The organism is Rhodococcus sp. 1163 (genome assembly GCF_002091985.1).
In the GTDB taxonomy this organism is placed as follows: Bacteria; Actinomycetota; Actinomycetes; order Mycobacteriales; family Mycobacteriaceae; genus Rhodococcoides.
Genome location: NZ_MKKX01000035.1, coordinates 211,131 through 237,637, shown reverse-complemented (window position 1 = coordinate 237,637; position 26,507 = coordinate 211,131). Strand labels below are relative to the sequence as shown.

Here is a 26,507-nt window from a genome sequence, read left to right as displayed (position 1 = left end):
CCTCGGGCTTTCACGCGAATTGAGCTCGACCGAGTGTCAGTTCAGAGGAATGGTGCCCTGAACTGGGAAGATTGAACTTGCGAAGGTAACAATCCAGCGAGTTCGAGAGGCACCATTCCGGTGAGTAAGTCTACGTCGCCCTACCCCGCCCTATCCGTCGATGCGACCGGAAACGGGATCGTGTCGCACGCAGGTGCCGTCACCGTCCTGCGCACCGCCGAGGTCACAGGACTCACCGCAGCCCTGTCCGAGCAGCTCGCACCATGGCGTAAACCGTTGGCGCGCTTCGACCCCGGCAAGATTGTCGTCGATCTGGCAGTGTCACTGGCACTCGGCGGCGACTGCCTCGCCGACATCGCTACCCTGCGAGAACACGCGGGCGTCTTCGGGCAGGTGCCTTCGGATCCGACGGTGTCCCGACTGGTCTCCGTCCTGGCCTGCGATGCTCCGCGTGTACTCGCAGCGATCGACAACGCCCGCGCACAGGCTCGCGCTGCTGCGTGGGCACACGCCGGCCATCACGCGCCTGATCACGACATTTCTGCGCAGAACCCGATCGTCATCGACCTCGATGCCACCCTGGTCACCGCCCATTCGGAGAAGGAGAAAGCGGCACCGACCTACAAACGCGGATTCGGATTCCACCCACTGCTGGCCTTCGTCGACCACGGCAAGTCCGGTACCGGCGAACCCGTCGCAGCGCTTCTACGTCCAGGAAACGCAGGCTCGAACACCGCCGTCGACCACATCGAGGTCACTCGGAAAGCATTGGCGCAGTTGCCGTTCACTACCGGACAGCGACCTGGGAGGAAAGTGTTGGTACGGACAGACGGCGCTGGGGCGAGCCACGCATTCCTTACCTGGCTGCACAGGCAGCGGGTGTCGTATTCGATCGGCTTCGCGCTCACCGACGCCATGGTCCACGCTCTCGCTGCTGTTCCGGAGAATGCATGGTCTGTCGCCGTTGACTCGGAGGAGAAGGTCCGAGACGGCGCATGGGTCATCGACGCCACCGGAATCATTGATGTCACCGCGTGGCCGCCGGGGATGCGGGTGATCATCCGGAAGGAAAGGCCACATCCAGGTGCCCAACTGCGGTTCACCGACAGCGACGGTCTGCGGTTGACCGCTTTTGCCACCAACACCGTCGGTGGTCAAGTCCAGGACCTCGAACTACGGCACCGGCGCCGCGCGCGATGCGAGGACCGTATCCGCACCGCCAAGGACACCGGGCTCAGTAACTTTCCATTGCACGGTTTCGACCAGAACCGTATTTGGCTCGCACTCGTCGAACTCGCTCTCGAACTCACCGCATGGACACAGATGCTCGGCTTCCCCGATCACGATGCCCTGCGCTGGGAGCCCAAACGTATTCGTCTACGGATCTTTTCGATCGCTGGCCGCATCTCGTCCCATGCCCGTCGCATCAGACTGAAACTGTCGAAGAACGCGTCCTGGTCCGATGCGATCGTTTCCGCCCTGACACGATTGGCGGCGTTACGCGCACCCGCCTGACCCGGACCACCATCCCATCAACATGGAAGTAAACCTCTCGGGCGGTGGAACCGAGCGTTCAACCGATCGACATCGGCCGACACATCGCGCCCGATCGACGTGCACTCGGCCGCAAACGACAATCTCGATCCGATCAGGTCACCACGACAGCACGAAGAAAGATCGAGGCTAAGGTACTTTACCGTCATAATCCGCGCCGATCGCTTCAGCGAAGGCGCATTGCTCAACGCATTCGAGAGCGGTTTGGTCTCGACCAGCCTTCATCGAGTTCCCACTCACCCGGCTAGTCGTAAGCTGTGTTGGAATTCCGTTCTCCGATAATGCTGCGACCCAAACGGCTAGTTCAAAGTTGCCCGGCAGAATTCCTGTGTGTTCCCAGCGTCGATGCAGTTTTGCCAGTCGATCTGTCCTTGAACCCACGGTGAGGGTGTCTGCACCACCCGGTAATTCGGGTTCGGGACGGTAGCACCGTTCGGGTAGACGCAGACATCGGTTTCGCATGTGGGGGTATTTGCGTCGACTTCGCCTTGCAACGTCTGGTCGTGAACGGACTGGCAGTACGACGACCATCCCGTCTCTGATCCATCCGACCAGGTAGTGGCGATTGGGCCCAACCCGCCGCCGTGTTGGCACTCGACGATATACGGGTCTTCGTATACCGGAACCGGCTCAGCGTAAGTCTCCGCAGATTCGACCGCGATAGTTTCCGGTGGCGGTGCGACCACCATCGTTGGAAGCACCGATGTTGGGGTCGCCGTGGCCGCTGAAGAGTTCGCCGATGCTGCGGGCGTATCTGCGACGTGCTCCTCGTTGCTGGAGCATCCTGAGAGAACGATTAGTGCAGCGAATGCGGCAACTGCTCCAAATGGCAACCTCATGGTCCTTCTACCGTCCGGCGACCGCTGATCGTTACAGCGAGCGAGCCCGGCACCTTGAGTGGACCGGCCGCGCCTCAGAAAACCGCGTAGATGGGGTACACACCATTGATCAGCACCCTCATCGACGGAACACTCAGCCCCGCCAATACCGTTGCTGCAGATAGGTATCAACGGACTTCCTACTGGATCTCCAGGCTCCGTCGGATCCTTGATGCGCGTCGAGCCGCCCACGCCGTGCTGCCTGCCTCAACGCGTTATAGCTGATCTCCGGGGTAACCAAGGCCTGTAACGGAACAAGTCGAGCCGGCCCAGCGATTGATGGCACCACAAACCTGTGCAGATTGTCGATCACAGATCGGGCGATGAGTTCGGCGAGCGGACCATACTCGTCTTTGTCCGCGTGGTCCAAGGCATCGAGGTACTTCACACGGTCACGCTTGAAGACGATTGCTGGTGGAAACCCGAGACGAACGAGAATGAGGTTGAGAAGAAGCCTCCCTGTACGGCCATTGCCATCGAGGAAAGGGTGGATCCGCTCGAATTCGCAGTGGATCGCGGCGAGTCGGACCGGAATATCTCTTGGATCCAGGGCACCCGCGGCCAAGGACGACAGTTGCGCAGCGAACAGGTTCACGTCGTCTACCCATGTAGACAGTCGCTCAGGCACCTCGACCCACGGAGGAGGCCTCATTCCACGGTCGAATGCACGGATGTCGTGCCGTCGGAAACTTCCAGGACCTTCCTCCCGCATGGCGTCCGGGTGCGGCGCAACGTCCCAGACCCTCTGCATGACCTGCTGATGTACCGACCGAACCTCAGTGAGGGTGACCAACCCCTCACCGGCATAGCCGTCCGGCGCAGTCGCCTGGGCGTAAACCCACTGTGCGGCTTCGCCGTACCCGAGGACTTCCATGTAGTCCTTGAGGTCTTTAGCTCCCACGGCCTTTCGTCGGTCCAACAGCGCCTCGACCTCACGAAGGACAAGAGTGTTGCCTTCGATCGCCGTCGAATTGTGCGCTTCGAGGTGCCAGATGTCGTCCCAAATGGCAGTGGATTCGGCATGAGTCGGCATGCCTCCGAAACGTTGCAGCTCACTCAAAGCCTCGGCGAACTGGTTATAGATCGACTTGCGGCTGGGCCTGCCACGTGGCATTACGACCTTCTTCCAGAAGTTGTAGCATCCGCGTGTCAGCTAAATGTACAGAACAAATTCGGAAGTTGATACACCGACGAGCTGGTTAAATGAACAAAACAACTTCTACTGCTTCGCTCGCCTCCGAGCGATGCCGAGCTCGAATCCCACACGCCGGGCGCGCAGAACGGCGAGTTGGCGATCACGATCACCTCCAACATCCGAGGCCTCCACATCATCGATCTTCCGGTCCACCCGGGCCAACGCGGTTAGCAGTTCGGAAAGCTGCTTCGCAATCTTCAACGTCGGATCTTGGGGAGCACTCCGCCTGGATTTCGCCGCGGCCTTCTTCGACGATCGGTCCCGCTTGATTGCGTTCAGTTCCTTCTTCGCCCTCGCGGCATCAGACCGGTACTTCGTCTCGAGGCTGGAACCGCCGGACGCCGATCTGTCCAATGCACGCAAGCCGTTCGCAGACATGAAGCGTGACGCGCTCTCGATGATCAATTCGAGCTTGCGGCAACGCTTACACCGACGAGCGGCCGTCTTCGACGTGCTCTTTCCACCACACCAGGTGCACGGGAGTGCCCGTACCCGGGGATCCAATGTTCGGTTACGGGATGCTCTCGTTTCTCGTGGACCGATGCCCGACGGGCTACCGGTATGCAACTGCACGCGGCCCATACTGAATTCCTCCCACACCGGATCTGACCGAAAAGGTCTAAACGGGTACGACCATGCACGTTTCACGAGTGGCGGGCCCAGCTTGGAGCTAGGCCCGACACTCGTGGTTGACAATCCGAATCCGATCTTCGAGAGACCGCGTCATCGGATCATCTCAGCGCGACGCGAGTCCCGCCAGAGAACATCGAATCGTGCAGCTCGATCTCCGCCGGAACCGCGCCCACCGGCATGTCGAACACGACCTTCATGGTGACGCTGTTGCCCGGGTTGATCTCGTCCCAGATCGCGACATCACTGTCGAGGCCGATCGCAGCAGAAGTATCCGCACTGAACTTTCGTCCCTCGGCGTCGTACAACTCCTGCGAATCGGGGCTGAGCCCCTTCGGCTCGGCCGATGTGTTGTGGACAGAAACGGTGACAATGGTGAACTGGCCCTGAGCTTTCTCCACCAGGTACGGGTTGTCGCCAACTTCGCTGAGCCCGGTCTCCACGTCGGTGACAGTGAACTCGAACTTGCCATCACGCACCGGGGCACCGAGACCCGGCAGGGCGGCCGGCGGGGTGCCTGCACTGTCAGAGGCGTCCTCGACGACGACGGCTTGGGCAGGTGCTTCGGTCTTCGGTTCGGGATCCGAGAGGTTGGCAAGGACTCCGAAGGCGACCAGAACCGCGGGGATACCGACCCAAGGCCACTTCTTCGACTTCTTCTCCGTTGGTGCTACTGGCATGTTGGTCATGATGCTTCTCTCTTTCATGGGATAGATGTGGTGTCAGCCGAGCGAAAAGGCAAGGCCCGCTTCGGCTTCGGCTTCGGTATAGGTGAGCTCGCCGCGGTGGCTGACTTCGACCTTGTAGAACTGACTTCCGCGGGGAACGGACGGCACGGTGAAGGCCAACGAACACCCGCTGGCACCGCCGGAGCTCGTGCCGATGGCGCCCTTGGCGAGCAAAGTGCCGGCCTCGTCCATCACCGTCACCGCAACGCCCGGACCGATGTCCTTGTAGCCGCCCTTGCCTGCACACTCGTAGCCGTCGGGCAGCCCGGAGGTCGTGATGTTGTCCTCGAGGGTGATGGCGCCCTGGATTTCGAAGGTGTCCGGCGCCCGATCAGCTGTGAATGCCACGACGGCCACACCGATGATCGAAGCGATGATCGCGACCGCACCTGCGCCGACGACAGCTGCCAGAATTATCGGGCGACGTGACCTCGAGTTGGTGGCCGGCAGTGGTCCCGGTTGCGGATCCGGTTGCGGCTCTTGTAAATCCGGGACTGTCATCCAGTGCTCCTTGATAGCGGGTGTCTGACCACAATCTTGTGGCCCACCCGTCCACGAGCCGCATCGTCACGTGATAACGCCCCTTATCGAGCGGCACGGATTGCGTTTCTGGATTCCACATATCCTTCGACAGTCGAACCAGTTACGTCACCGACCAACCGTTACCGTTTAAGTTGGACAGCATGGGAGCACGAATGAACTCGCACGGACCGTCGGAGGACGACTGGGAGCAGATGGCACTAGACGACCTCGGCGAACTCGGCTGGCGTCACATAGATGGAGCCGATATTGCGCCGGGCACCGGTGAACGGGCCGGATGGGACGAGTTGCTCATTCGGCCTCGACTGCGCGCCGCTATCGCCAAGTTCAACCCGCATCTTCCGTCTTCGGCCGTCGACGATGCAGTAGCGATAATCGCGACGGCCGGGTCCACCGATGCCATCTCCGAAAACGAAGTGGTGCACGGCTACCTGACCCAAGGTCTGCGGAAGGTGCGCTATATCAACGAAGATGGCGTCTCGGTGACCCCCACCGTCCGACTGCTGTCGATGGACCCCGACGAAAACGACTGGCTCGCCGTCAATCAAGTCACAGTGTCCCGAGGCGACTACAAGCGCCGATTCGACATCGTGCTCTATCTCAACGGAATGCCTGTCAGCATCGTCGAACTGAAGAAGGCCGGCAACGCGCACACAAGCCTCGCGCAGGCCCACGCCCAACTACGAACTTATGTGCGGGAATTCCCTCTGGCGTTCAGATTCTCCGTCTTCAGCCTGGTGTCCGATGGCATTACGGCCCGGTACGGAACTCCGTTCACCGCCTTCAACCATTTCTCTCCGTGGAATGTCGACGACGACGGAAAACCGGTTACCTACGACGATTCCGAATACACACCTCTCGGCGTGGCGCTCTACGGTCTCTACAACCAAGAACGCTTCTTGCAGCTGATGCGAGACTTCACTGCCTTCGACAAGGGAGACACCGGCCTACTCAAGCGAATTGCCAAGCCGCACCAGTACTTCGCCGTGAACAAAGCAGTCGGTTCGACGGTGTTGGCGGTCGAGAGCAACGGCAAGGCCGGCGTGGTGTGGCACACGCAGGGATCGGGCAAGTCCATGGAGATGGAGCTGTACGTCAACCAGGTGGTCCGCCACCCCAAATTGGCGAACCCCACAATCGTCGTCATCACCGACCGCAACGAGCTCGACGGACAGCTCTACGAGACTTTCGCGTGTTCTCAGCTCCTGCCCGAAGCACCGACACAGATCCGCAAGCGCGAGGAACTCCGACAAGAACTATCCGGACGTAACACCGGCGGCATTTACTTCACCACGCTGCAAAAGTTCGGAAAGACCAAGGGCGAGCGTGATTCCGGCGAGAGTCATCCGCTGCTGTCCTCACGTCGAAACATCATCGTCGTAGTCGACGAGGCGCACCGCAGCCACTACGACAACCTCGACGGATACGCGCGACACCTGCGGGATGCACTCCCGCACGCCACCCTGATTGCGTTCACCGGCACCCCGATCTCCTTCGACGACCGAAATACGCAGGACGTCTTCGGCGACTACATCGACATCTACGACCTCACCCGCGCCGTCGAGGACGGCGCGACAGTTCCGGTCTACTTCGAGAGCAGACTGGTCAAAGTTGCATTCGTCGACGGCATCAGCGAAGCCGACCTCGACGCGTCTGCCGACGAGGCAACGGTCGGCCTGGACGACACCGAACGCAAACGTATCGAAGACAGCGTCGCCGTCATCAATGCTGTCTACGGCAATCCCGACCGACTGAAGAAGCTCGCATCCGACCTCGTCGAACACTGGGAGAACCGCCGCAAGGCAATGAGTCCGTTCCTCAGCACCGACGAGCACCCCGACACACCCGGAAAGGCGATGATTGTCGGCGCTACCCGGGAGATTTGCGCAAACCTGTACGCGCAGATCGTCGCCCTACGCCCTGACTGGCATTCCGACGACCTCGCCAAAGGCAAGATCAAGGTCGTCTACTCAGGCAACGCGACCGACGAGGAACCGATCAGCACCCACGTGCGGCGCGATTCGGCCAACGCGACCGTCAAGAAGCGCATCAAGAATCCCGACGACGAACTGGAACTCGTCATCGTCAAGGACATGATGCTGACCGGGTTCGATTCGCCGCCACTGCACACGATGTACCTCGACCGCCCCCTCAAGGGGGCACTACTCATGCAGGCCCTGGCACGAGTCAACCGCACCTTCCGCGGCAAGCAAGACGGACTTCTCGTGGCGTACGCACCCGTCGCGGACAACCTTGCGAAGGCACTGGCGGAATACACTGCGCAAGACCAGAAGTCGAAGCCTATCGGCCGCGATATCACCGCAGCAATCGATACGGCCAAGGACTTGGTCACCATCCTCGAGGGGATCTTGCACGGTTTCGACTGGCGCACCGCGCTGAAAACCGCCACAACGGGCCGCGCCTACTACGAAGCCGCGACGGCCACGGTGAACTACCTACGCGACCCACGCTTGCCCGAGAACCAGGTAGGGGAGGGTGAGGAAACACTCGCTGCTCGCTACCGCAAATTCTCCTCCCAGCTGTCACGTGTCTGGGCGCTCTGCGGCAGCACCGACGAACTGAGGGAGATCGCTCCCGTCGCGCGATTCTTCGAGGAAGTTCGCGTCTACATGGCGAAGTTCGACGCCGAAGAACGCCAGGCCCGAGGTGAAGCCGTTCCCGAGGATGTCCAGCGGGCACTTCGCCAGTTGATCGCCGCGTCGGTCGAATCCGGTGAAGTTCTCGACATCTACGACGCGGCCGGCATGCCGAAGCCGTCACTGAGCGACATCAACGTCGAGTTCATCAGGAAGACCCAAGAGGCCAGGAACCCCAACCTCGCCATCGAAGCGCTTCGGAAACTCATCAACGACGAGTCGAAGGCGGCGACCAAGCACAACGTCGTCCGCCAGCGGGCATTCTCTGATCGCCTGTCGGAACTGATGCTCAAATACACCAACAGCCAACTGACCTCCGCAGAGGTGATCGCTGCGCTCGTCGAAATGGCCAAAGAGGTTGCTGCCGAGGCAGATCGTGGAGCGAAGTTCACACCCCCGCTGACGAGCGACGAACTGTCCTTCTACGACGCGGTATCGCAGAACCAATCGGCGGTGGATATCCAAGGTGAGGGAAAGCTCGCCGATATCGCCCGCGACCTCGTGGGGGTTATGCGTCGAGATGCGAAGACCGACTGGACCATCCGCGCAGACGTCAAAGCCAAACTCCGCTCACAGATCAAAAGGTTGCTCACCCGGCACGGATATCCGCCGGACAAGCAGCCAGAAGCGATCAAGCTCGTCATCGAGCAGATGGAGTTGATCGCCCCTGTCTTCGTGGCATCGGCTTGAGAGGTGCCCTCGTTCCCAGGACCTAGGCGCCGACGGACTGGGCGGACACCTGCACATGGTGCCGACCCAGGGGAAGCATGAGCGGCTTTCCGGAGGTCGGGTCGACGATGATGCGATTGTCCAACCCGAAGACAGTGCGCACGCACTCCTCTGTCAACACTTCATTCGGGCTACCCGAGGCATGAATGTGTCCGTCCGCCAATGCAATCAGATAATCCGAGTAGCGAGCAGCGAGATTCAGATCGTGCAGCACCATCACGATCGTCGTGCCACGTCTGCGGTTGAGGTCGGTGAGCAGATCGAGCACTTCCACCTGGTGGCTGACGTCGAGGAACGTCGTCGGCTCGTCGAGCAGCAGTAGATCCGTGTGTTGCGCGAGGGCCATCGCGATCCACACTCGTTGGCGCTGACCACCGGACAGCTCGTCGACGGCACGGTCGGCCAACGCAGCGGTCTGGGTGAGGTCGAGCGCGTCAGCGACTGCGACGTCGTCGTCATGGGACCACCGCGCGAACATTCCCTGGTGTGGATGGCGTCCACGGCCGACGAGATCGCTGACGGTGATGCCCTCGGGAGCGATCGGTGACTGTGGGAGCAGACCGAGGACGCGGGCCAATGCCTTCGCCGGCAGTCGATGCACGTCACGGCCGTCGAGCAGGACATGCCCTTCCTGCGGCTTCAGCAGCCGCGACATCGACCGCAGCAGAGTCGATTTGCCGCAGGCGTTCGCGCCGACGATCGAGGTGATTTTCCCCGGCGACACCGACAGATCGAGGTCGCCGATCACGGTTCGGTCCCCGTAACCGAGGGTCAGGTGCTCGATCTCGAGTGAATGGGTGGTGGTCACAGTGTGCCTCCGACGCGGTTGCTACGGATGATGAGGTAGATGAGGTACGGCGCACCGAGGACACCGGTGACGATCCCCACCGGATAGCGGGTGCCCAGGCCGTACTGACCGACGAAATCTGCCACGAGAACAAGCAGCGCACCGACGAGTGCAGCGGGAATCAACAGAGACCCGGCCGCTCCGACGATCCGCGCGGCTATGGGACCGGACAGGAAGGCCACGAAGGCAATCGGGCCCGTCGCCGCCGTCGCAAACGCGATGAGGCCGACGGCCGCCACGATGACGATCAGCCGTGTTCGACTGACCCGCACGCCGAGCGCAGGAGCCATGTCGTCACCGAGCTGCGTGACGGCGAGGTTCCGGCTCTGCATCAACAGCACTGGCGTCAGGACGGCCATGGCCACGAGACGGGTACGACGGAAGACCACGTTGTTCCGTTGAGACTGCCCGTCAACCACCGTGTCGCCTCCTGCAGATCCCATTGACCTGCGCGGGAGAGGATGTAAGCGGTGACGCTGCCGAGCATCGCGGCGATGCCGATACCGATGAGAATCAAGCGGGTACCAACGATCCCGTCCTTGAAAGAGAGCACGTAGACCATCAGCGCCACCGCCAATCCACTGACGATGGCGAAAATCGATACCTGCGTCGCACCGAGTCCGAGGGTGACGATCGCGAATGCGGCTGCGGCACTGGATCCGGCGCTGATTCCGATGATGTCGGGACTGGCGAGTGGATTGCGCAGCATCGTCTGGAAGGTCACGCCCGCGATGCCGAAGCACAAGCCGGCAGTGATCGCGAGGACCGCGCGGGGAAGGCGAAGACGGCCGACGGTATAGCTTGCGCCGGCCACGTCCTGACCGAAAAGAACGCGGACTACCTCGCCCGGTGGATAGAAGGTCCGACCCACCATCAGGGTGACCGCGAAACCGAAAACGATGAACAGTGCCAACACTGCCATCGTCGTTCTGCGACGTGTCGAGCGGCTGCTGCGGCCGCGGGCCACCATCTCTACGGTGGTCTGATCTACGAGGCTCACAATGCGGATACCTTCTGGCGTCGAACGATGTAGATGAAGAACGGTGCTCCGACGAGCGCGGTGATGATGCCGACGTCGATCTCGGCCGGCCGGGCGACGATGCGTCCGACGATGTCCCCAGCAGTCAGAAGCACCGCCCCGCCGAGAGCCGAATACGGCAACAACCACCGATGGTTGACGCCAACGATCAACCGGCATACGTGCGGAACCACCAGCCCCACAAAACCGATCGGACCCGTGACGGCGGTGACTGCCCCACACAGAATGACCGCGCCTGCTGCCGCGGCCCCACGTGTGAGGGCGACGCGTTCGCCGAGACCGGCAGCGAGCTCGTCGCCCAGTGCCAGCGAGTTGAGGCCACGAGCCGAAGCGAGGGAGATCGCGAACCCGACGAGCAGAAACGGCAGGATCATCCAGATTCTGTCGAAGACCGCACCGCCGACGCCGCCGATCTGCCACGACCGGATGCCGCCTGCCAAGTCGCTGCGCGGCAACGCAATTGCACTGACGAAGGAAATGAGCGCAGCCGAGGTGACGGCACCGGCCAATGCCAACTTCAACGGCGTCGCACCGCCGCGACCGAGCGAACCGATGGCGTAGACGAACGCCGCAGTCACGGCTGCGCCGAGGATGGCCACCCAGACGAAACTCGTCGCCGCAGCGAGACCGAAGAACGTGATGCCACTGACAACCGCAAGGGAAGCGCCCATATTCACACCGAGAATTCCGGGGTCCGCCAACGGATTACGCGTCACTCCCTGCATGACCGCACCGGAGACACCCAACGCTGCACCGGCCAGGAGGGCCAGCACCGTGCGCGGAAGTCTCGTGGCCACCGCGGCCTGGTCGAACCCTTCCTTGGATCCACCCAGGGCCGCGATGACGTCGTGGAACCCGACCTCACGTGAACCGATCGTGATCGAGGCGAAAACCAACGCCACGAGCACTGCGGTGAGCACGATCAGTCCGGTCGACTTCAGCAGTGCCGGCTTTCGAACGGGTGCTGTTTCCGACGTCAGGGTCTGCGTCACTGCGCGGAGTCAGCTGCTCGATCCAGAAGATCCAGGTAATCCTCGAGAACCCAGGAGATCGACAGAGGAGTCGGATTCGATGCGGTGCCGATCGGGCCGTCACTGGGAAGTGCGACGATCGCGTCGTTCTTCACTGCAGGCATCTGCGAGAGCAGCGGGTCGGCCTCGAGCGCACTGACCAGCTCGTCGCCGCCGTAGGTGATGATGATCTCCACGTCGCTGAACGCATCGGCCTGCTCGGCGCTCTGCTTCAGGCTGAATTTGTCGGTCGACGCCGACGCCGCGGCGACGCTCGGCGGTGTCACCATCCCCAGGTCCTCGAAGAACTTCGTGCGCGTGTCGTGCGTGGTGTAGAAGCTGACCTCGCTCAAATTCGTCGTATCGACGTGGGTGAGGAACATTGCCGACTTGCCGGCAATCGCCGGATGCTGTGCCACGGCGTCGTCGATCTGTGTGTCGAGGTCCGCAATCAGCTGCTGGCCTTCCTCTGCCATCCCGAGCGCCTTACTGCTGACCGAGATCATGTCGCGCCACGGCGTGCCCCACGCGGTTTCCGGGTACGCGACGACCGGCGCGATATCGCTGAGCTGATCGTAAACTTCCTGCGTCAGACCGGAATACGCTGCCAGGATGACGTCGGGTTCGGTGTCGGCAACTGCTTCGAAGTCGACGCCGTCGGTCTCGTCGAAGAGGACCGGTGCGTCGCCGCCGAGTTCGTCGAGCTTCATGCTGACCCAGGGGAGGATGCCGTCACCGTCGTCGTCACCGAAGTTCGCCGCGGCCATGCCGACCGGCACGATCCCGAGAGCCAGCGGCACCTCTTGGTTGGCCCAGTTGACGGTGGCGACGCGCTCGGGCTTGCTCTCGATCTTCGTCGTGCCGAGAGCATGCTCGATGGTGACGGGCGTCCAGTCCGCGCTGGTCGGCGGCGAGGTTTCGTCGGAGCTGCTGGATGAGCAAGAGGCCAGACCGACTGTGAGCGCGGCAGCCGCGGACAGAACGAAAAAGCGGGAGGCGTGGGACATGAGTTCCTTCGGGTTCTGACGCAGGGCGTCGCGCATAGTCCTGCGGCAGTGCAGGTTTCGGAAACCTGCGGACACCGAGCGCTTATGCAGCGACTCGGCTAAGCAAGGATTCCCTCACCTAAGATAGTGCACCCTCAGTAAGTACGCAATCGCGCCAAATGGACAGTCGTTGTAGCCGAACGGACACACCGTGGCCGTATCACTGGGCTCGAAACTGTCCAGGGCTCATACCGCTGACTCTCCGGAAGGACGCACCGAACGCGCTCACGGACCGGAAGCCCACCGCGACGGCTATTTCCTCGATCGCATCGCCTCGAGCCAGCATGGACATCGCGTGCTGGGTCCGGACACCCGCGACCCACTCCCTGAAGCTCGAGCCGGTCTCGGCGTGAAAAACGCGTGTGATGGTTCGAGTGCTCACGTTCAGTCGAAGGGCCCACTGCTCGAGCGTCGTCGAATCGTCGGGGCGATCTCGAACAGTGCTCACGATCGGTGCCAGCAGCTCGGACTCCGGTATGCGGATGAGCAGTTCCCGGGCTGTGGGGGCGAGAACATCGAGCACCATCGCCTCCGTCGTGACACGCGAGGAATCCGACAGCGGCTCGGTATTGAGACGATCGAGCAGCAACCGAAGCATCGGGGTGATATCGACGCCGACGGGATCGGGTGCGATCGCCGGTGCATCCTGCACTCGAAATTGGGCCGTACGCATCCGAGTTCCGGATGGAAACCACCCGGAATGCAGCAGCCCCGCCGGAATCCACAGGCCCACCGTCGTGGTGATGGTCCAGATGCGGGAGCCGATAGTCGCGGTGGATGCGCCCCACTCGTTCCACAGCAGCTCGTGAGTGGGATGCGAATGCTCCTCGAACCAGGTGTCGGTTGTGATTACCTCGTCCCAACCGTCGATGACATACGGCATCGCGATCTCACCGGCCGCGTAGATCGGGAGCGTGCGTGTGTCCATCGTCGTCACGCTCACGAGGATGCCATGGCCGGCGATAACCTCAACCGGGAGATACCACTCGACGAAGGAGAAAGATATGAAGAAGATGTCCTTGACGGCATTGGCCCGCGAACAGGTCGCAAGCGCGGAGCGGGCCTCGAGTGGTCGCGCTGCTCACACCGTGTTCGGGGGCCACGAGCACGTCCTCCGGCAAACGGTGATCGCGCTCGTCGCCGGTCAGACACTCGCCGAGCACAACAATCCAGGAGAGGCGACGGTCCACGTTCTGCACGGCCGGGTCCGCCTCACCGCAGGCGAGGACGCCTGGGAAGGATCGACCGGAGATTTGATCATCGTGCCGAACTCGAGTCATGCGCTCGAGGCGATCGAAACCTCGACGATATTGCTTACCGTTGCGAAAATCCCTGCGCCGTAATTGGTTTTATCAATTCGAAACACTCTCGCGACTGGCTTTATTTTATTTTATGGGTATGGTCGGTGTCAGATCGTGATTGCCACTTCGAAAAGGGAGCGTCAATGGCTGAGAAAACGGGACGAAATCTTCGAAAACCCGCGCAGAGCATCAAAGAGCGTCGCGCAGAGAAGCGCGAAAAGAGCAGAGAGTCAACGGAATTGCTGACCAAGCGTAAGCGCTGAAACAGCAGATAAAGCCGGTCGCACCGAATTTCCATTCATTTCAGGTGAATAAGCAAATTCCGACCGCACCCGAAATCACGTCATCGGCGTCGGTGTCACTTAGTTCCCGACGCCGATGACGGGGAGACCCCGGAGTAAGAAACTAGATCTGCCTCACAAGATCGACCGTCAGTGCAATGAGCAGAAGAACTTTGGCTACCTCGAGGACGATGTAGATCAAGTGAGTCTTCGAGCGCGGCACATCCTCGCCTGCGAGAACCCGATTCGACCTCTTGGTCAGCGGCGGACGAACCACGACGACCTGGACGACAAGGATCGTCGAGACGAGCACGAGTAGAAGCCAACCGTCGACGTCCGCGTAGAGCCACGCGATCGACAGGACGACGGCGAGTAAGACCTCGAAGACATTCAACGCCGCGAACACCTTGCGGCCGATACCGAGACCGATCGCCAATGTCACCCCTGGTGCTCTGAACTCGAGCGGTGCTTCGACGAACGAAATCGCGACCACCATACCCAGCCAAAAAATGGGCACCACCAGTTGAATATCGCGCGCGAGACCCACCGCCGCCCCCTGTTACCCTCGGCCTTCACCTGGGAAGGTACCGGTCGCGGACCTACTTCAGGACGATATTGACCATCCGGCCCGGGATGACGATGACCTTGGTCGGAGCTTTGCCCTCGAGGATCGCGAGAATCTTCTCGTCCGCGAGGGCAGCCTTCTCGACGTCGGAGTTGGTGGAATCGGCGGGCACGCTGATGCGGCTACGCACCTTGCCGTTGACCTGGATCGGATAGTCGACAGTGTCGGCGACGAGCCACTTCTTCTCCACCCGCGGGAACGGACCATGCGCGAGAGAACGATCGTGCCCGAGCTGCTTCCACAGCTCCTCGGACAAGTGCGGTGCCATCGGGGCGAGCATCAGCACCAACGGCTCGACCACTCCGCGTGGTGCGCCGGCCGGATACGCCTTGGTCAGGTGGTTGGTCAGCTCGATGAGCTTCGCCCCGGCCGTATTGTCGCGCAGCGCAATGTAATCGGCCTCCACACCCTCGATCACCCGGTTGAGGACGCGCAGGGTGTCCTCGCTCGGCTTCTCGTCGGTGACGCGGACAGCACCGGTTTCCTCGTCGAGGACCAGTCGCCAGACGCGCTGGAGGAATCGCTGCGCACCGACGACGTCCTTCGTCGCCCACGGCCGTGATGTATCCAGCGGGCCCATCGACATCTCGTAGACACGCAGGGTGTCGGCGCCGTATTCGGCGAAGATGTCGTCGGGGGAGACGGAGTTCTTCAGGCTCTTGCCCATCTTCCCGTACTCACGGTTGACGGGTTCGCCCTGGTAGAACCAGCCGCCGTCGCGCTCTTCCACCTCTTCTGCGGGCACGTAGACTCCGCGCGCGTCGGTGAATGCGTATGCCTGGATGTAGCCCTGGTTGAACAGGCGGCGATACGGCTCGCTCGAACTGACATGACCGAGGTCGAAGAGGACCTTGTGCCAGAAGCGCGAGTACAGCAGATGCAGCACCGCATGCTCGACGCCACCGACGTAGAGATCCACACCGCCCGGATCGTTGGGTCCGTGGATCTCCGGACGCGGTCCTACCCAGTACTTTTCGTTCTCGGGGTCGGCGAAGGTCTCGGAGTTCGTCGGATCGATGTAGCGGAGCTGATACCACGAGCTTCCTGCCCACTGCGGCATGACATTGGTGTCGCGGCTGTAGGTCTGCAGGCCGTCACCGAGATCGAGTTCTATCTCGACCCAGTCGGTGGCCTTGGCCAGCGGCGGCGACGGTTCGGAGTCCGCATCGTTCGGATCGAACGAGACGGGGGCGTAGTCCTCGACCTCCGGAAGCTCAACCGGCAGTGCAGATTCCGGTAGCGCGTGCGCATTGCCGCTCGAGTCGTAGACGATCGGGAACGGCTCGCCCCAGTAACGCTGGCGGGCGAAGAGCCAGTCACGGAGCTTGTACTGAATAGTGCCGCGGCCCTTGCCTTCTTCTTCCAGACGGGCGATCACGGTGGCCTTGGCTTCGTCGACCGGGAGGCCGTCGAGATACTCGGAGTTCACCAGCGGACCCTCGCCGGTGTAGGCAGCTTCGGTGACGTCCCCACCCGAAATGACCTCACGAATCGGCAGGTCGAACGCGGTGGCGAAATCCCAGTCCCGCTGATCGTGACCGGGAACGGCCATGATTGCGCCGGTGCCGTAACCGGTGAGCACGTAGTCGGCGATGAACACCGGAACCTGCTGACCGTCAACAGGGTTGACCGCGTAGGAGCCGGTGAACACACCGGTCTTCTGCTTGTTCTCCTGGCGCTCCAGGTCGGACTTCGCGGCGATGGCGGCACGGTAGGACGCAACTGCCTCGGCCGGGGTGCCGGCGCCGCCAGTCCACGAGGTCGGGAGGTCGGCGGGCCACTGCGCGGCGGTCAAACCGTCGACCAGTTCATGTTCGGGCGCGAGCACCACGTAGCTGGCACCGAACAGCGTGTCCGGACGCGTTGTGAACACCTCGACGTCACCGACCGGTGTGCCGAATGCCACCTGGGCTCCGCGTGAACGTCCAATCCAGTTGCGCTGCATCGTCTTGACCTTCTCGGGCCAATCCAGGTACTCGAGGTCGTCGATCAGTCGATCCGAGTACGCGGTGATGCGCATCATCCACTGGCGCAGGTTCTTACGGAAGACAGGGAAGTTACCGCGGTCACTTCGGCCGTCGGCGGTGACCTCTTCGTTGGCCAGCACCGTACCGAGACCGGGGCACCAGTTGACCATCGAGTTGGACTCGTAGACCAGACGGTACGAATCGAGAACGCCTGCCCGTTCGGTCGCCGACAGCGAGGACCAGTCTCGACCGTCGTCCAACGAGCGTGAACCGTCGGCGAACGACGCTTCGAGCTCGGAAATCGGACGCGCCTTCGCCTGATCGACGTCGTACCAGGCGTTGAAAATCTGCAGGAAGATCCACTGCGTCCAGTGGTAGAAGTCGACGTCGGTCGTCGCGAGCGAGCGGCGACGGTCGTGGCCGAGGCCGAGGCGCCGCAGTTGGCGTCGCATGTTCGCGATGTTGGCTTCGGTGGTCGACCGCGGATGCGTGCCGGTCTGCACCGCGTACTGCTCGGCAGGCAACCCGAAGGCGTCGTAACCGAGGGCGTGCAGAACGTTGCGTCCGTGCATCCGATGGAACCGCGCGAACACATCCGTGGCGATGTAGCCGAGTGGGTGACCGACATGCAGCCCACTGCCCGATGGGTACGGGAACATGTCCTGGACGAACAGCTTGTCTTTCGGTACGTCACCGGCAAGCGCACCGACCGGGTTGGGGGCGTCGAAGATCCCCTGCTCATCCCACAGGTCTTGCCACTGGTGCTCGATACGCCCGGCCACATCCGCGGTGTAGCGGTACTCGGGTGCGGTCTCGGAGGGCGTATCAACTGGATCGGTCACACCTACCAGCCTAAGGCGTGAGCTGGGCCGACTGGTACTTCGGCCTCGTGGAGACGTATCGTGGCCACTGTGCTCATCGTGTCCGTAGTGATGTTCGTGCTCGCTCTCGTCGTCGGCGCAGTCGCCACCGCCAGTCTTCTGGGCCGGTTGCCGCGCAATCGTTGGGCCGGTGTGCGTACCCCCGAGTCGATGCGCGACGACGAGACGTTCGTCATGGCCAACCGTGTCGCCGGACCGACCAACGCCGCAGCAGCGCTTCTCCTGCTCATCGGCGGCGCTGCCAGCCTGATGCTCAGTGGCGCATTTGCCGTCGTCGCCGTCGTCGCGTGCGTGCTCGCAGCATTCGTCACAGCAGGTATCGGTGGTTCCATCGGAGCGCGGGCCGCTGCCGCCGCGCCCGTCCCTGTCGCCGAAGACGGCTGCGGACATTCGTGCATCTCGTGCACCCTGAAAGACGCGTGCCAACCGAGCTGAGCGCGAGATGACATCACGAACGCAGGATGCCCGAACAGACAAAGTACGGACATTCGATCCCGCCGGAGTCGTCTTCGGCGTACTGGTCCCGATACTCGCCGCCGGACTCGGCGTCGTAGCGGCGTACCTATGGAAGTCGCGGCTCCCGCAGCAGATCGCGACGCACTGGAGCGGTACCGAGCCCGACGCCTTCACCAGCCCTACCACCAGCGCCTGGACCCTCGCAATCGTCATCGTGCTGGTCGGCGGCGGATGTAGCGCCGTCGCAGCACTGGCCCACGCGCTCCTGATCATGCGACGCACGATGCTGATGATCGGCTCGACGGTCGTCGGACTCATCACAGTTCTGCAGCTGGCCATTCTGTCCGGGCAGCTCGACGTCAGCACGGTCGAGGATGCCGAGGTGCCCAGTTGGGCATTGGGCCTGGGGACCCTGGTCGGGTTCGCGGTGGGAATTCTGGGAGCCTCGCTCCTACGCGATTACCGTGAACGCACGCCCGCGACGTCACCGCCGCCGGCAAGCCTCCCGAGAGCCGACTTCGACGGTCCGATCGTCCAACGCCTCGGTGCAGGTCCGGTCGCCGTGATCGTCCTGTTCGTCATTCTCGGCGCAGCCGCCGCATTCACCTGCTGGGTATCGAACTCCTGGTGGCCGATTGCCATATTCGTGCCGGTCTCGATACTTCCGTTGTCTCTGATGCGGTACCAGTTGGTCGTCGACGAGTCAGGGATCGGCGTGCGGAGTTTCGGCATGGCCGCCTTCGACTACTCGATCGACGAAGTGACCGGGGCGTCCATTCGCGAGGTCGATCCGTTCGGTGACTTCGGCGGATGGGGTCTACGCGTCAAGGGCCGAGGAAACTACGCCGTCGCGGTTCAGAAGGGGCCCGCCGCGTTCATCACCTTCGCCAACGGCCAGCGTCTGACCATCACGAGCGACCGTGCCGAAGAGATCGTCGGAGTCCTCAACACGCTCGCCTCGGGGCGCTGATCGCCGAAGCAGACCGAAAGCCGGTTTCGTCGGCTAATCTCGAACTGGTTGGGTTAGGGATGGAGGCCGGAACGAACGACACGACACCGCCGTTCAGCGGTCGACAGTCGGAAACGAGTCGACCGACCAGTCACCGCCGACCGGCCATACGCAGCGCCCGGGCCGCACTGATCGATTGGTACACCCAGCCCTTCGATTACGAGTGGACGAGCAGGCACAGATCCATACGTGGCCTCCACCAGCCGCTGCAATACGTCTTCGGTTCGGCAACAACGCTTTACGCAGTCGCATCTATTCTGATGCTGTTCAGTTCGCGTGGCCCGCACGGATTCGGCGCACAAGCGTGGATCTCGATTGTGCTGCTCATGCAGGTAGCCGTCGCACTACGTTGGTTCTTCGGTCCTCTGCCCGTCAAGCGGGACTTCATTGCGTATGCCATCTTCGGTGATGCCGGAACCGCCTCGGTGCTGATGCTCTACTCACCGTTCGGTGCGCTCGTCGGAAGCAGTCTCTTCGCATTGACCGGTGGCCTGTGCATCTTTTTCGTCAGCCAGAAATGGATGCTGGCTCATCTGGCACTGTGCTGCAGCTTCATCGCAGCCATGACGGTGCGCAACCTTCTCGGCGGCGACGAGGACGCCCCTACCGTCCTGGCTACGTCGTTGGTAATTTTCGCAGCCACCGCCGTGGTGCCGCTCCTCGCTCACATCGCATGGACCGCCATCGGTCGTGATGCTCGACGCTCACTGCTCGACCCCTTGACCAACCTGCTCAACCGTCGCGGACTCGACGATGCAGCCGAAGCACTGTGGCATCGAGGTCACGGTCGCGGGTTCAGCCTGACGGTCCTCGTGGTCGATATCGATCGATTCAAAGTCGTCAACGACTACTACGGGCATGACAGCGGTGACGCCGTGATCGTCCGCGTCGCCGACCGCCTGTCGATGCTGTTTCAGGAAGACGGCGTCGTAGCGCGCACCGGTGGCGAAGAATTCATTGCCGTCTTCGCCGCACCGGACGCCATGGTTCACGAACGGATCGACGACGTCGTGAACACTTTGAACAATTCCAGCGACCCCATCCCCATCACTGTCAGCGTCGGCGCGTGCGTCCTCGCCTCGCCCTCGAGCCTGTGGGTCGACGGCCCCTCCGTCATCAACAAGGCCGGCCGGATCGCGGACTCGATGATGTACCGGGCCAAACTCGACGGTGGAAACAGAAGCTCGACAACCAAACTCTGACTCCCAGCCTCGACGTCGCTTGTCGCCCTGAACGCGTCGCTTGTCTTGGATTGTCCGCAGCGCCGCGCTGTGTTCGCGACATCGCCCGGGTAGAGGCCCGGGTAGAGATAGTGCGGAATCGCGGTAGAGCGACAGACACGCTGACGCAGTGGGTCACTCACTATTCGATAGTTAAAGCCGCTGCTTTGTGAGGCTTGTAGCGATTCGGTCGAGGTGGACCCGATCCTTCTCGCTCAGCACCGAGAACGTGTCGGCTTCGACTTGATCGAGGATTCGGTCACTTTCAGCAAGAACTTCTCGACCGAGATCTGTAATTGTGACGATTTGACGCCGTCTGTCCTTCGGATCACGTTCGCGGACGACTTGTCCAGCGGTTTGTAGCCCGTCTAGGTAAGCGACTATATCTCCTTGGTCGACGACAACGCGCTCCGCGAGTTCTTTCTGATGGCACGACCCGAGTTCCTCGAGTGTGCTCAAGATTGCGTGCTGGTTAGGCAGAAGCCCTACTCCGGCGAGGGCTTCTGCATATATCTGCCTGATCCGCAGAGCAGCACGAATGAACACAAATCCTGGCCGTCGTGACAGACGGGGAGATTGCTCTGGCGTACTCATCACCCAATTATAGGTTGCCCTAATATTTGACGTAGCCAACGATAGCGAAATGTTGGTTGGTATCAATGGCCGACCGGCCGACACATCACTGGTGCAGATCCCGATTGCGGCCCGCGAGTGGGTGTTCATGATTACCACGGGTCACCCGTCGGGGTCGGCTGTCGAGCGCTTCAGACAGAACTAGCCATGTCGTATCTCGAACGAGTCGATTCCGATACATGGCATTGCCAATGATTGGGTCATACGTGTAGCTTCGGTCAGGTCGGCATGGAGGTTGGCGAAAGAACCTTTCGATCAACCCGCCCGATCGTCCCACCCAAAAGGAGAGCATGATGATTCAAGAACTGTCGTACATCGGTATTGGCTCGCCGCGCGCCGAAGAATGGCGAAACTACGGCACCCAAGTCCTCGGGGCGATGCTTGCCCAGGACGGGCCCGACGGAGCTGTCCGTCTGGCCATCGACGATGTCAACTATCGCATTGCCGTCCATCCAGCATGCGAGGACGAATTCCTCTATGCCGGTTGGGGTGTCGCCAACGAGACCGATCTCCACACCTTCGCGGCACATCTCCGATCCCAGGGTGTGACAGTGCACTGGGGTGATCAGCAGTTGTTACGTGAACGCGAGGTCGCGGAACTGGCGTGGTTCGAGGATCCGTGGGGGACCCGCCACGAACTGAGCTGGGGAAAAGCAGCGACGCCACTATCCTTCTCGACTGGGCGCACCATGAGGGGCGGATTCGTCACTGGCGACCAGGGGCTCGGCCACATCGTCTTCCAGGTCCCCAACATCGAGAAGGCCAACGAGTTCTATGTCGACGTCCTCGGATTTCGTCTGTCCGATCGCATTACTACCAAGCACTTCAATGTGCGCTTTTACCACATCAACGGGCGCCACCACTCCCTTGCTTTGTCCGAATTCCCTGGCCACGTGGGCTTCAATCACCTCATGCTCGAGGTCGAGCACATGGACGATCTCGGTCGGCTGATCGACTTGCTGGACAGTCATGATGTTGAAATCATGCAATCCCTCGGTCGCCATACCAATGACCTGATGACGTCCGTCTACATCGGCAGTCCCTCCGGCTTGCAGATCGAATACGGCTACGGAGGACTCACTGTCGACGATCTCAGCTGGGTTGCACGAACGTATACCCGCCCTAGCTACTGGGGTCACAAACACTCCGAGATCGCGAAGACCCAGCTGCCTGGAATCATCAAACCGCTGGCTGAGTCCATCGTGTGATGCCCTGGGCAACTAGGAAGGGTTCGAATCCTCGCGTTCGGCAGCGCCATAGCGCTCCCTATGCCCAGTGCCGTCGACAGTGCGGTCGTCGGCAGCTCGCACCTCGATCGCCCGAGATGACGTTGCGAGCGGCGGCGGCGATGCGTCCCCGCTGGTCGTTGTACTACCGATACACACCAGCGGGGATGTCCATCTCGATGTCTCATCTATTTTGAATATTATTGCGCGACTAAGGGTTTGATTCTCATTCGGTCCGATATGCGATCATCAGCGGCAAATCCTACTCAGTTCCGCGTAACGTCGATCGGGTGTGAGGCCAGCATCGCCAACGGCATCGGCTGACGGCGCAGGACGTGCGCCCACAGATCCTGCCGCGGAGCTCCGATGACGTCGGATGCCAGGGCCGATACGACAATCCAGTCTTCCCGCTCGAGTTCGCTCGCCAACTGGCCGAATGTCCAACCCGAATATCCCGCAAAGATTCGGACGCCCTCGACGAGGGATTCGATCTCTGCCGGATCGGAATCGAGATCGACCATCACCACCCGGCCGTCGACGCGTCTGATTCCGGGGACACCGTCGATGGCGACGCCGGTTCGGACCGTGGCCAGACACAGGGCCGAATCACGCTTGACCGGTCCGCCGACGTACAGCGCTTTCGGTCGAGCTGCCAATTCCGTCCACTGCGGCAGAACATTCTGTACTGCAGTCTCACTCGGCCTGTTGATGACCACGCCCAAGCTACCCGCGTCGTTGTGTTCGATCACGTACACCACGGTTCGACGAAACGTGGGCTCGACAAGTTCGATCGAAGATACCAACAAGCTCCCCGGGCGCACCGCCTGATCGACCGATGCCATCTGGTCTTCGGGTTCTTCTGCATGCGACGCCATGGAGTCATTGTGGCACCGCCGACCACCCGTTGTAACGCATGGCATGCCACGCGTTTTCGGGCGCTACGTCAGCCCGGCAAGCTCGACCAAGAGTGCCAGCTGATGCTCGAACAGCTGGTCGCGGGCGCTGAAAGTTGACGATCCGTACTGGTCGAAGACGTCGAAACTCACGGCACCGAACAGCGACGCCCACACCAGCACTCCTCGGGCCAGCGCTTCGTCGGGCATATTCGTGCCCATTTCGTTACGAACCTCGACAAAATTTTGGTGCAATCCGGTCAGCGACACCGTGGTCGGCCGTTCGACCAACCTGCCGGAACGCCAGGCCGCGTCGAAAATTTCGACGAGCTTGGCGATGACCCGGGTGCCGGGACCGGTCGTGTGCTCTGCAGGCGCGTGATATCCGGGCACCGGACTTCCGAACAGCAACGCATAGCCGGCCGGCTCGCGCAGACCCCATGCACGCACGGTCCGCCCGAGTACCAAGAATTTCTCGATAGGCGAGTCCAGTGCATCCACGGCCTCGTCCACCTCGTCACCGAGCTCGGTGTACGCGTCGACGACGAGGAGGGTGAGCAGTTCATCACGGCTCTTGACGTAGCGATACACCGCCGAGGACACGACACCCAGGTCCCGCGCGACGGCCCGTAGTGACAGTGCCGCAGCCCCATCGACTGCGAGGTGTTCGCGTCCGATGCGAGTGATGTCGGCCAGCGTCCGAGCGCGCGCTCGTTCACGGGGAGTGGTCATGCTCCCGATACTAGAGCGCTGAGCGTTTTGGAGAGCACTGCTCTTGCTTTTCGATTCGAGCAGGCGCACACTCGAAAGAACAGAGAGCAGCGCTCACACTTTCGATGGAAAGAGTTACCGTGAACCCACTACATGTCGTCACCGGAGCCGGGCCCGTCGGATGGACCGTCGCGCAACAGCTTGCCGCCCAGGGACATTCGGTACGCATTCTCACTCGTTCCGGATCCGGACCCGAACACACCTCGATCGAACGACGCCAGGTCGACATCACGACCGGAGACCTCCGCGACGCATTCCGCGGCGCCACCGCCATCTATCACTGCACCCACGTCGCCTACAGCGACAAAGCCTGGCGCGCCCAACTCCCAACCATGGAACAGCGAGTCCTCGACGCGGCCGCCGGTACCGTCGTCGTCTTCCCGGAGAGCCTCTACTCCTACGGCAAGATCGACGGAACGATTCGAGAGGACCTGCCGCGCAACGCAACCTACCGCAAGCTCGGCGTCCGAACCGGACTACTCGCCGCCCGTGACGCCCACTCGACACCGACGATCAGCGTCGCGGCCTCCGACTTCTACGGTCCACGGGTACGCACCGCACACATGGGCGAACGTGTCGTGCCGAACATCCTGGACCACAAAACTATTCGAGTTCTCGCGAACGCCGAGATACCGCATTCCTTCACCTTCGTGCCGGACTTCGCCGCGGCAATGATCACGGCCGCAGCAGACCCCACGCTATGGAACACATTCCTTCATGCTCCCACCGCACCCGCGGTCTCCCAGCGAGATGATCGAACTCCTCTCCCGCGCAGCCGGAGTCGACGCACCTCGGGTCGGCACACTGCCGGCCTGGCTGATCCGCACTCTCGGCGTCGTCCCCGGGCAGATCCGCGAACTCGGCGACACTCTCTACCAATTCCAACACCCCTACCGGCTCGACAGCACCCGAAGCGAAGCGCTCCTCGGCCTCCATCCCACGCCACTCGAAGAAGGGGCAGCGAGCACTCTCGCGTGGTGGAAGTCGATTCACGTAGCCCCGGTGTCCTGACGATGCTCGGCTGAACTGCACCCTTCCCTGGGGCTAATATGCGGCAAGTGAGTGAAGAAACATTGCGGATGCGGCTGCGCACATCGCCCGGCGTCGGCAAGCTCACCGCGATCCGCTTTGCCGGTCAGTTCGGGGACGGACTGTTCCAGGCCGCGCTCAGCGGAGCGATCCTGTTCAACCCGGAACGCGAATCCAATCCAGTAGCCATTGCCGCAGGATTCGCCGTCCTGCTGGTTCCGTATTCGGTCATCGGTCCCTTCGCGGGCGCGATGCTCGACCGATGGGATCGGCGCGCGGTGTTGCTGTGGGCCAACGTCCTACGCATGATCCTCATCGCGACCACCTCGCTTCTCCTGTGCACGGGTGGTGGCGAGACCCCGCTGCTGTTGCTGGCACTCACCACGGTCGGATTGAGCAGATTCGTACTCGCCGGAGTATCGGCATCCCTGCCCCACGTGGTGCGCACCTCGTGGCTGGTTCCGATGAATTCACTGCTCGCGACCATCGGATCGGGATTCGCCGCTGCCGGAGCAGGCACTGCCGTCGGGATCATCGCCTTCTTCGGAGCCGGAGACTTCGGATCCGGCGTGGCCGTCGGCGCAGCGGCAGTCGGATCCATTGTCGGAACGATCGCCGCAGCTCGGTTCGCACCACAGTCACTCGGGCCTGCCACGGTTGCCGAACCGACCGAGCACGCCGCACTACGGGCAATCGCCGACATTGCCGCAGGTCTCGGTTCCGGTGCCGCAGCGGTGTGGCGATCTCCGACGGTCACGGCGGCGCTGGCAGGTATCGGCGCGCACCGCATCGTGTTCGGTGCCGACACCCTGATCATGGTGCTCATCCTTCGCGAGCAAGGCTCGAGTTCACTCCCCGGCGGGCTTGCCGGCTTCGGAATCGCCGTGGGAGCAACAGCAGCTGGAATGCTCCTGGCCGCAGTCCTGACCCCGTTCGTCCTTCCACGATTCGGTCGAGTGCGGTCCATTGTCGGGGCGTTGATCCTCGCCGCAGTCGTCCAGGCGACGTTCATTGCCACCATGACCCAGACGAGCTTGCTCCTCGGCGCCTTCCTGCTCGGCGTCGCCGGACAAACTGTCAAGCTCACCGGTGATGCGTCGATGCAAACCGACATCGACGACGACCATCGCGGACGCGTCTTCGCCCTGCAGGACACCGTCTTCAACATCGCCTTCGTCGTCTCGCTCGCCGCTGCCGCGTTCGCGGTGGGCGCCGGATCGACCGACCTGGCCGGAGAGGCGTCGGCGCACGCCGTCGTCTACGCCGGGGTAGCGGTCTACGTGCTGGGCCTGCTCGCCGTCACCCTCAACAACCGTCGTGCTCGCCGCTCGTCACAGTGATACCTTTCTCCAGGACCGTACG

22 protein-coding genes and 2 pseudogenes are annotated in these 26,507 nt (G+C 62.0%); 10 read left to right on the top strand and 14 right to left on the bottom strand.

Annotated elements, in window-relative coordinates:
• Window positions 1–120 precede the first annotated feature (120 nt).
• Together BJD99_RS16840 and BJD99_RS21535 are read left to right on the top strand one after the other, a co-directional pair.
• Window positions 121–1,515 carry an IS1380 family transposase gene (locus BJD99_RS16840; protein WP_084345178.1) on the top strand — a complete coding sequence of 465 codons (1,395 nt, stop codon included), beginning with the start codon at window positions 121–123 and terminating at the stop codon, window positions 1,513–1,515.
• Between the two features lie 99 nt (window positions 1,516–1,614).
• Window positions 1,615–1,836 (top strand): DUF6508 domain-containing protein, encoded by a 222-nt coding sequence (locus BJD99_RS21535; protein ID WP_373270555.1) that lies wholly within the window; start codon window positions 1,615–1,617, stop codon window positions 1,834–1,836.
• Between the two features lie 690 nt (window positions 1,837–2,526).
• On the opposite strand, the gene BJD99_RS16830 is transcribed toward BJD99_RS21535, so the two are convergent.
• The 4 genes from BJD99_RS16830 to BJD99_RS16815 form a co-directional block, all read right to left on the bottom strand.
• Window positions 2,527–3,546: a Fic family protein gene (locus BJD99_RS16830; RefSeq protein ID WP_084348293.1), complete on the bottom strand. Its 1,020-nt coding sequence runs from the start codon at window positions 3,544–3,546 to the stop codon at window positions 2,527–2,529.
• A gap of 105 nt (window positions 3,547–3,651) precedes the next feature.
• Window positions 3,652–4,200, bottom strand: a complete 549-nt coding sequence (locus BJD99_RS16825) for a hypothetical protein (RefSeq protein WP_143542202.1) — start codon at window positions 4,198–4,200, stop codon at window positions 3,652–3,654.
• A gap of 158 nt (window positions 4,201–4,358) precedes the next feature.
• On the bottom strand, window positions 4,359–4,937 hold the full coding sequence (locus BJD99_RS16820; protein ID WP_256895874.1) for a DUF4352 domain-containing protein: 579 nt from the start codon (window positions 4,935–4,937) through the stop codon (window positions 4,359–4,361).
• A gap of 42 nt (window positions 4,938–4,979) precedes the next feature.
• Window positions 4,980–5,486, bottom strand: coding sequence for a hypothetical protein (locus BJD99_RS16815; protein WP_084348289.1), 507 nt, complete (start codon window positions 5,484–5,486; stop codon window positions 4,980–4,982).
• Between the two features lie 182 nt (window positions 5,487–5,668).
• Here BJD99_RS16815 and BJD99_RS16810 point away from each other — a divergent pair, with 182 nt between their 5' ends.
• Complete coding sequence (locus BJD99_RS16810) at window positions 5,669–8,872, top strand: type I restriction endonuclease subunit R (RefSeq protein ID WP_084348288.1); 3,204 nt, start codon at window positions 5,669–5,671, stop codon at window positions 8,870–8,872.
• A 22-nt stretch (window positions 8,873–8,894) separates the two neighbouring features.
• Here the strand turns inward: BJD99_RS16810 and BJD99_RS16805 are convergent, their stop codons facing one another.
• The 5 genes and pseudogenes from BJD99_RS16805 to BJD99_RS16785 all read right to left on the bottom strand — a co-directional run bounded on the left by BJD99_RS16805 (window position 8,895) and on the right by BJD99_RS16785 (window position 13,781).
• Window positions 8,895–9,719 carry an ABC transporter ATP-binding protein gene (locus BJD99_RS16805; protein WP_084348286.1) on the bottom strand — a complete coding sequence of 275 codons (825 nt, stop codon included), beginning with the start codon at window positions 9,717–9,719 and terminating at the stop codon, window positions 8,895–8,897.
• Window positions 9,716–10,728: pseudogene (locus BJD99_RS16800) on the bottom strand (FecCD family ABC transporter permease). The gene BJD99_RS16805 and the pseudogene BJD99_RS16800 overlap by 4 nt, the downstream one beginning before the upstream one ends.
• A gap of 26 nt (window positions 10,729–10,754) precedes the next feature.
• Complete coding sequence (locus BJD99_RS16795; RefSeq protein ID WP_218775727.1) at window positions 10,755–11,741, bottom strand: iron ABC transporter permease; 987 nt, start codon at window positions 11,739–11,741, stop codon at window positions 10,755–10,757.
• Between the two features lie 44 nt (window positions 11,742–11,785).
• Window positions 11,786–12,814, bottom strand: a complete 1,029-nt coding sequence (locus BJD99_RS16790; protein ID WP_084348358.1) for an iron-siderophore ABC transporter substrate-binding protein — start codon at window positions 12,812–12,814, stop codon at window positions 11,786–11,788.
• 199 nt (window positions 12,815–13,013) lie between these two features.
• Window positions 13,014–13,781, bottom strand: a complete 768-nt coding sequence (locus tag BJD99_RS16785; protein ID WP_084348357.1) for an AraC family transcriptional regulator — start codon at window positions 13,779–13,781, stop codon at window positions 13,014–13,016.
• A 76-nt stretch (window positions 13,782–13,857) separates the two neighbouring features.
• Between BJD99_RS16785 and BJD99_RS16780 the strand changes: the two genes are divergently transcribed.
• Window positions 13,858–14,196 (top strand): cupin domain-containing protein, encoded by a 339-nt coding sequence (locus BJD99_RS16780; protein WP_084348282.1) that lies wholly within the window; start codon window positions 13,858–13,860, stop codon window positions 14,194–14,196.
• Between the two features lie 363 nt (window positions 14,197–14,559).
• On the opposite strand, the gene BJD99_RS16775 is transcribed toward BJD99_RS16780, so the two are convergent.
• Window positions 14,560–14,931, bottom strand: a complete 372-nt coding sequence (locus BJD99_RS16775) for a hypothetical protein (protein ID WP_084348355.1) — start codon at window positions 14,929–14,931, stop codon at window positions 14,560–14,562.
• A gap of 103 nt (window positions 14,932–15,034) precedes the next feature.
• On the bottom strand, window positions 15,035–17,869 hold the full coding sequence (leuS, locus tag BJD99_RS16770) for a leucine--tRNA ligase (RefSeq protein WP_084348280.1): 2,835 nt from the start codon (window positions 17,867–17,869) through the stop codon (window positions 15,035–15,037).
• 69 nt (window positions 17,870–17,938) lie between these two features.
• Here leuS and BJD99_RS16765 point away from each other — a divergent pair, with 69 nt between their 5' ends.
• The 3 genes from BJD99_RS16765 (at window position 17,939) to BJD99_RS16755 (ending at window position 20,575) form a co-directional block, all read left to right on the top strand.
• The gene (locus BJD99_RS16765) at window positions 17,939–18,343 is read left to right on the top strand and encodes an SdpI family protein (protein ID WP_084348354.1); all 405 of its coding nucleotides are present in this window, start codon (window positions 17,939–17,941) and stop codon (window positions 18,341–18,343) included.
• A gap of 7 nt (window positions 18,344–18,350) precedes the next feature.
• Entirely contained in the window at window positions 18,351–19,334 is a 984-nt protein-coding gene (locus tag BJD99_RS16760) for a DUF1648 domain-containing protein (protein ID WP_084348279.1), read from the top strand.
• A gap of 299 nt (window positions 19,335–19,633) precedes the next feature.
• Window positions 19,634–20,575, top strand: a complete 942-nt coding sequence (locus BJD99_RS16755; protein ID WP_256895868.1) for a GGDEF domain-containing protein — start codon at window positions 19,634–19,636, stop codon at window positions 20,573–20,575.
• Between the two features lie 171 nt (window positions 20,576–20,746).
• On the opposite strand, the gene BJD99_RS21530 is transcribed toward BJD99_RS16755, so the two are convergent.
• Window positions 20,747–21,187 (bottom strand): MarR family winged helix-turn-helix transcriptional regulator, encoded by a 441-nt coding sequence (locus BJD99_RS21530; protein WP_168708327.1) that lies wholly within the window; start codon window positions 21,185–21,187, stop codon window positions 20,747–20,749.
• 329 nt (window positions 21,188–21,516) lie between these two features.
• Here BJD99_RS21530 and BJD99_RS16745 point away from each other — a divergent pair, with 329 nt between their 5' ends.
• Window positions 21,517–22,434, top strand: coding sequence for a VOC family protein (locus BJD99_RS16745; protein ID WP_256895867.1), 918 nt, complete (start codon window positions 21,517–21,519; stop codon window positions 22,432–22,434).
• A 284-nt stretch (window positions 22,435–22,718) separates the two neighbouring features.
• Here the strand turns inward: BJD99_RS16745 and BJD99_RS16740 are convergent, their stop codons facing one another.
• Together BJD99_RS16740 and BJD99_RS16735 are read right to left on the bottom strand one after the other, a co-directional pair.
• Window positions 22,719–23,327, bottom strand: coding sequence for a YqgE/AlgH family protein (locus BJD99_RS16740; RefSeq protein WP_084348275.1), 609 nt, complete (start codon window positions 23,325–23,327; stop codon window positions 22,719–22,721).
• A 63-nt stretch (window positions 23,328–23,390) separates the two neighbouring features.
• The gene (locus tag BJD99_RS16735; protein WP_084348351.1) at window positions 23,391–24,077 is read right to left on the bottom strand and encodes a TetR/AcrR family transcriptional regulator; all 687 of its coding nucleotides are present in this window, start codon (window positions 24,075–24,077) and stop codon (window positions 23,391–23,393) included.
• Between the two features lie 119 nt (window positions 24,078–24,196).
• Between BJD99_RS16735 and BJD99_RS16730 the strand changes: the two are divergent.
• Window positions 24,197–25,127, top strand: a pseudogene (locus BJD99_RS16730) (NAD-dependent epimerase/dehydratase family protein).
• Between the two features lie 38 nt (window positions 25,128–25,165).
• The gene (locus tag BJD99_RS16725; protein WP_179142377.1) at window positions 25,166–26,485 is read left to right on the top strand and encodes an MFS transporter; all 1,320 of its coding nucleotides are present in this window, start codon (window positions 25,166–25,168) and stop codon (window positions 26,483–26,485) included.
• Window positions 26,486–26,507 lie beyond the last annotated feature (22 nt).

Coding starts and splice junctions, on each gene's coding strand:
- BJD99_RS16780 (WP_084348282.1), top strand. CDS start 13,858: ATGAAGAAGATGTCCTTGACGGCATTGGCCCGCGAACAGGTCGCAAGC.
- BJD99_RS16810 (WP_084348288.1), top strand. CDS start 5,669: ATGGGAGCACGAATGAACTCGCACGGACCGTCGGAGGACGACTGGGAG.
- BJD99_RS16740 (WP_084348275.1), bottom strand. CDS start 23,327: ATGGCGTCGCATGCAGAAGAACCCGAAGACCAGATGGCATCGGTCGAT.
- BJD99_RS16760 (WP_084348279.1), top strand. CDS start 18,351: ATGACATCACGAACGCAGGATGCCCGAACAGACAAAGTACGGACATTC.
- BJD99_RS16745 (WP_256895867.1), top strand. CDS start 21,517: ATGATGATTCAAGAACTGTCGTACATCGGTATTGGCTCGCCGCGCGCC.
- BJD99_RS16790 (WP_084348358.1), bottom strand. CDS start 12,814: ATGTCCCACGCCTCCCGCTTTTTCGTTCTGTCCGCGGCTGCCGCGCTC.
- BJD99_RS16775 (WP_084348355.1), bottom strand. CDS start 14,931: ATGGTGGTCGCGATTTCGTTCGTCGAAGCACCGCTCGAGTTCAGAGCA.
- BJD99_RS16820 (WP_256895874.1), bottom strand. CDS start 4,937: ATGCCAGTAGCACCAACGGAGAAGAAGTCGAAGAAGTGGCCTTGGGTC.
- BJD99_RS16815 (WP_084348289.1), bottom strand. CDS start 5,486: ATGACAGTCCCGGATTTACAAGAGCCGCAACCGGATCCGCAACCGGGA.
- BJD99_RS16830 (WP_084348293.1), bottom strand. CDS start 3,546: ATGCCACGTGGCAGGCCCAGCCGCAAGTCGATCTATAACCAGTTCGCC.
- BJD99_RS16735 (WP_084348351.1), bottom strand. CDS start 24,077: ATGACCACTCCCCGTGAACGAGCGCGCGCTCGGACGCTGGCCGACATC.
- BJD99_RS16785 (WP_084348357.1), bottom strand. CDS start 13,781: ATGGACACACGCACGCTCCCGATCTACGCGGCCGGTGAGATCGCGATG.
- BJD99_RS21530 (WP_168708327.1), bottom strand. CDS start 21,187: ATGAGTACGCCAGAGCAATCTCCCCGTCTGTCACGACGGCCAGGATTT.
- BJD99_RS16725 (WP_179142377.1), top strand. CDS start 25,166: ATGCGGCAAGTGAGTGAAGAAACATTGCGGATGCGGCTGCGCACATCG.
- BJD99_RS16755 (WP_256895868.1), top strand. CDS start 19,634: ATGCTGTTCAGTTCGCGTGGCCCGCACGGATTCGGCGCACAAGCGTGG.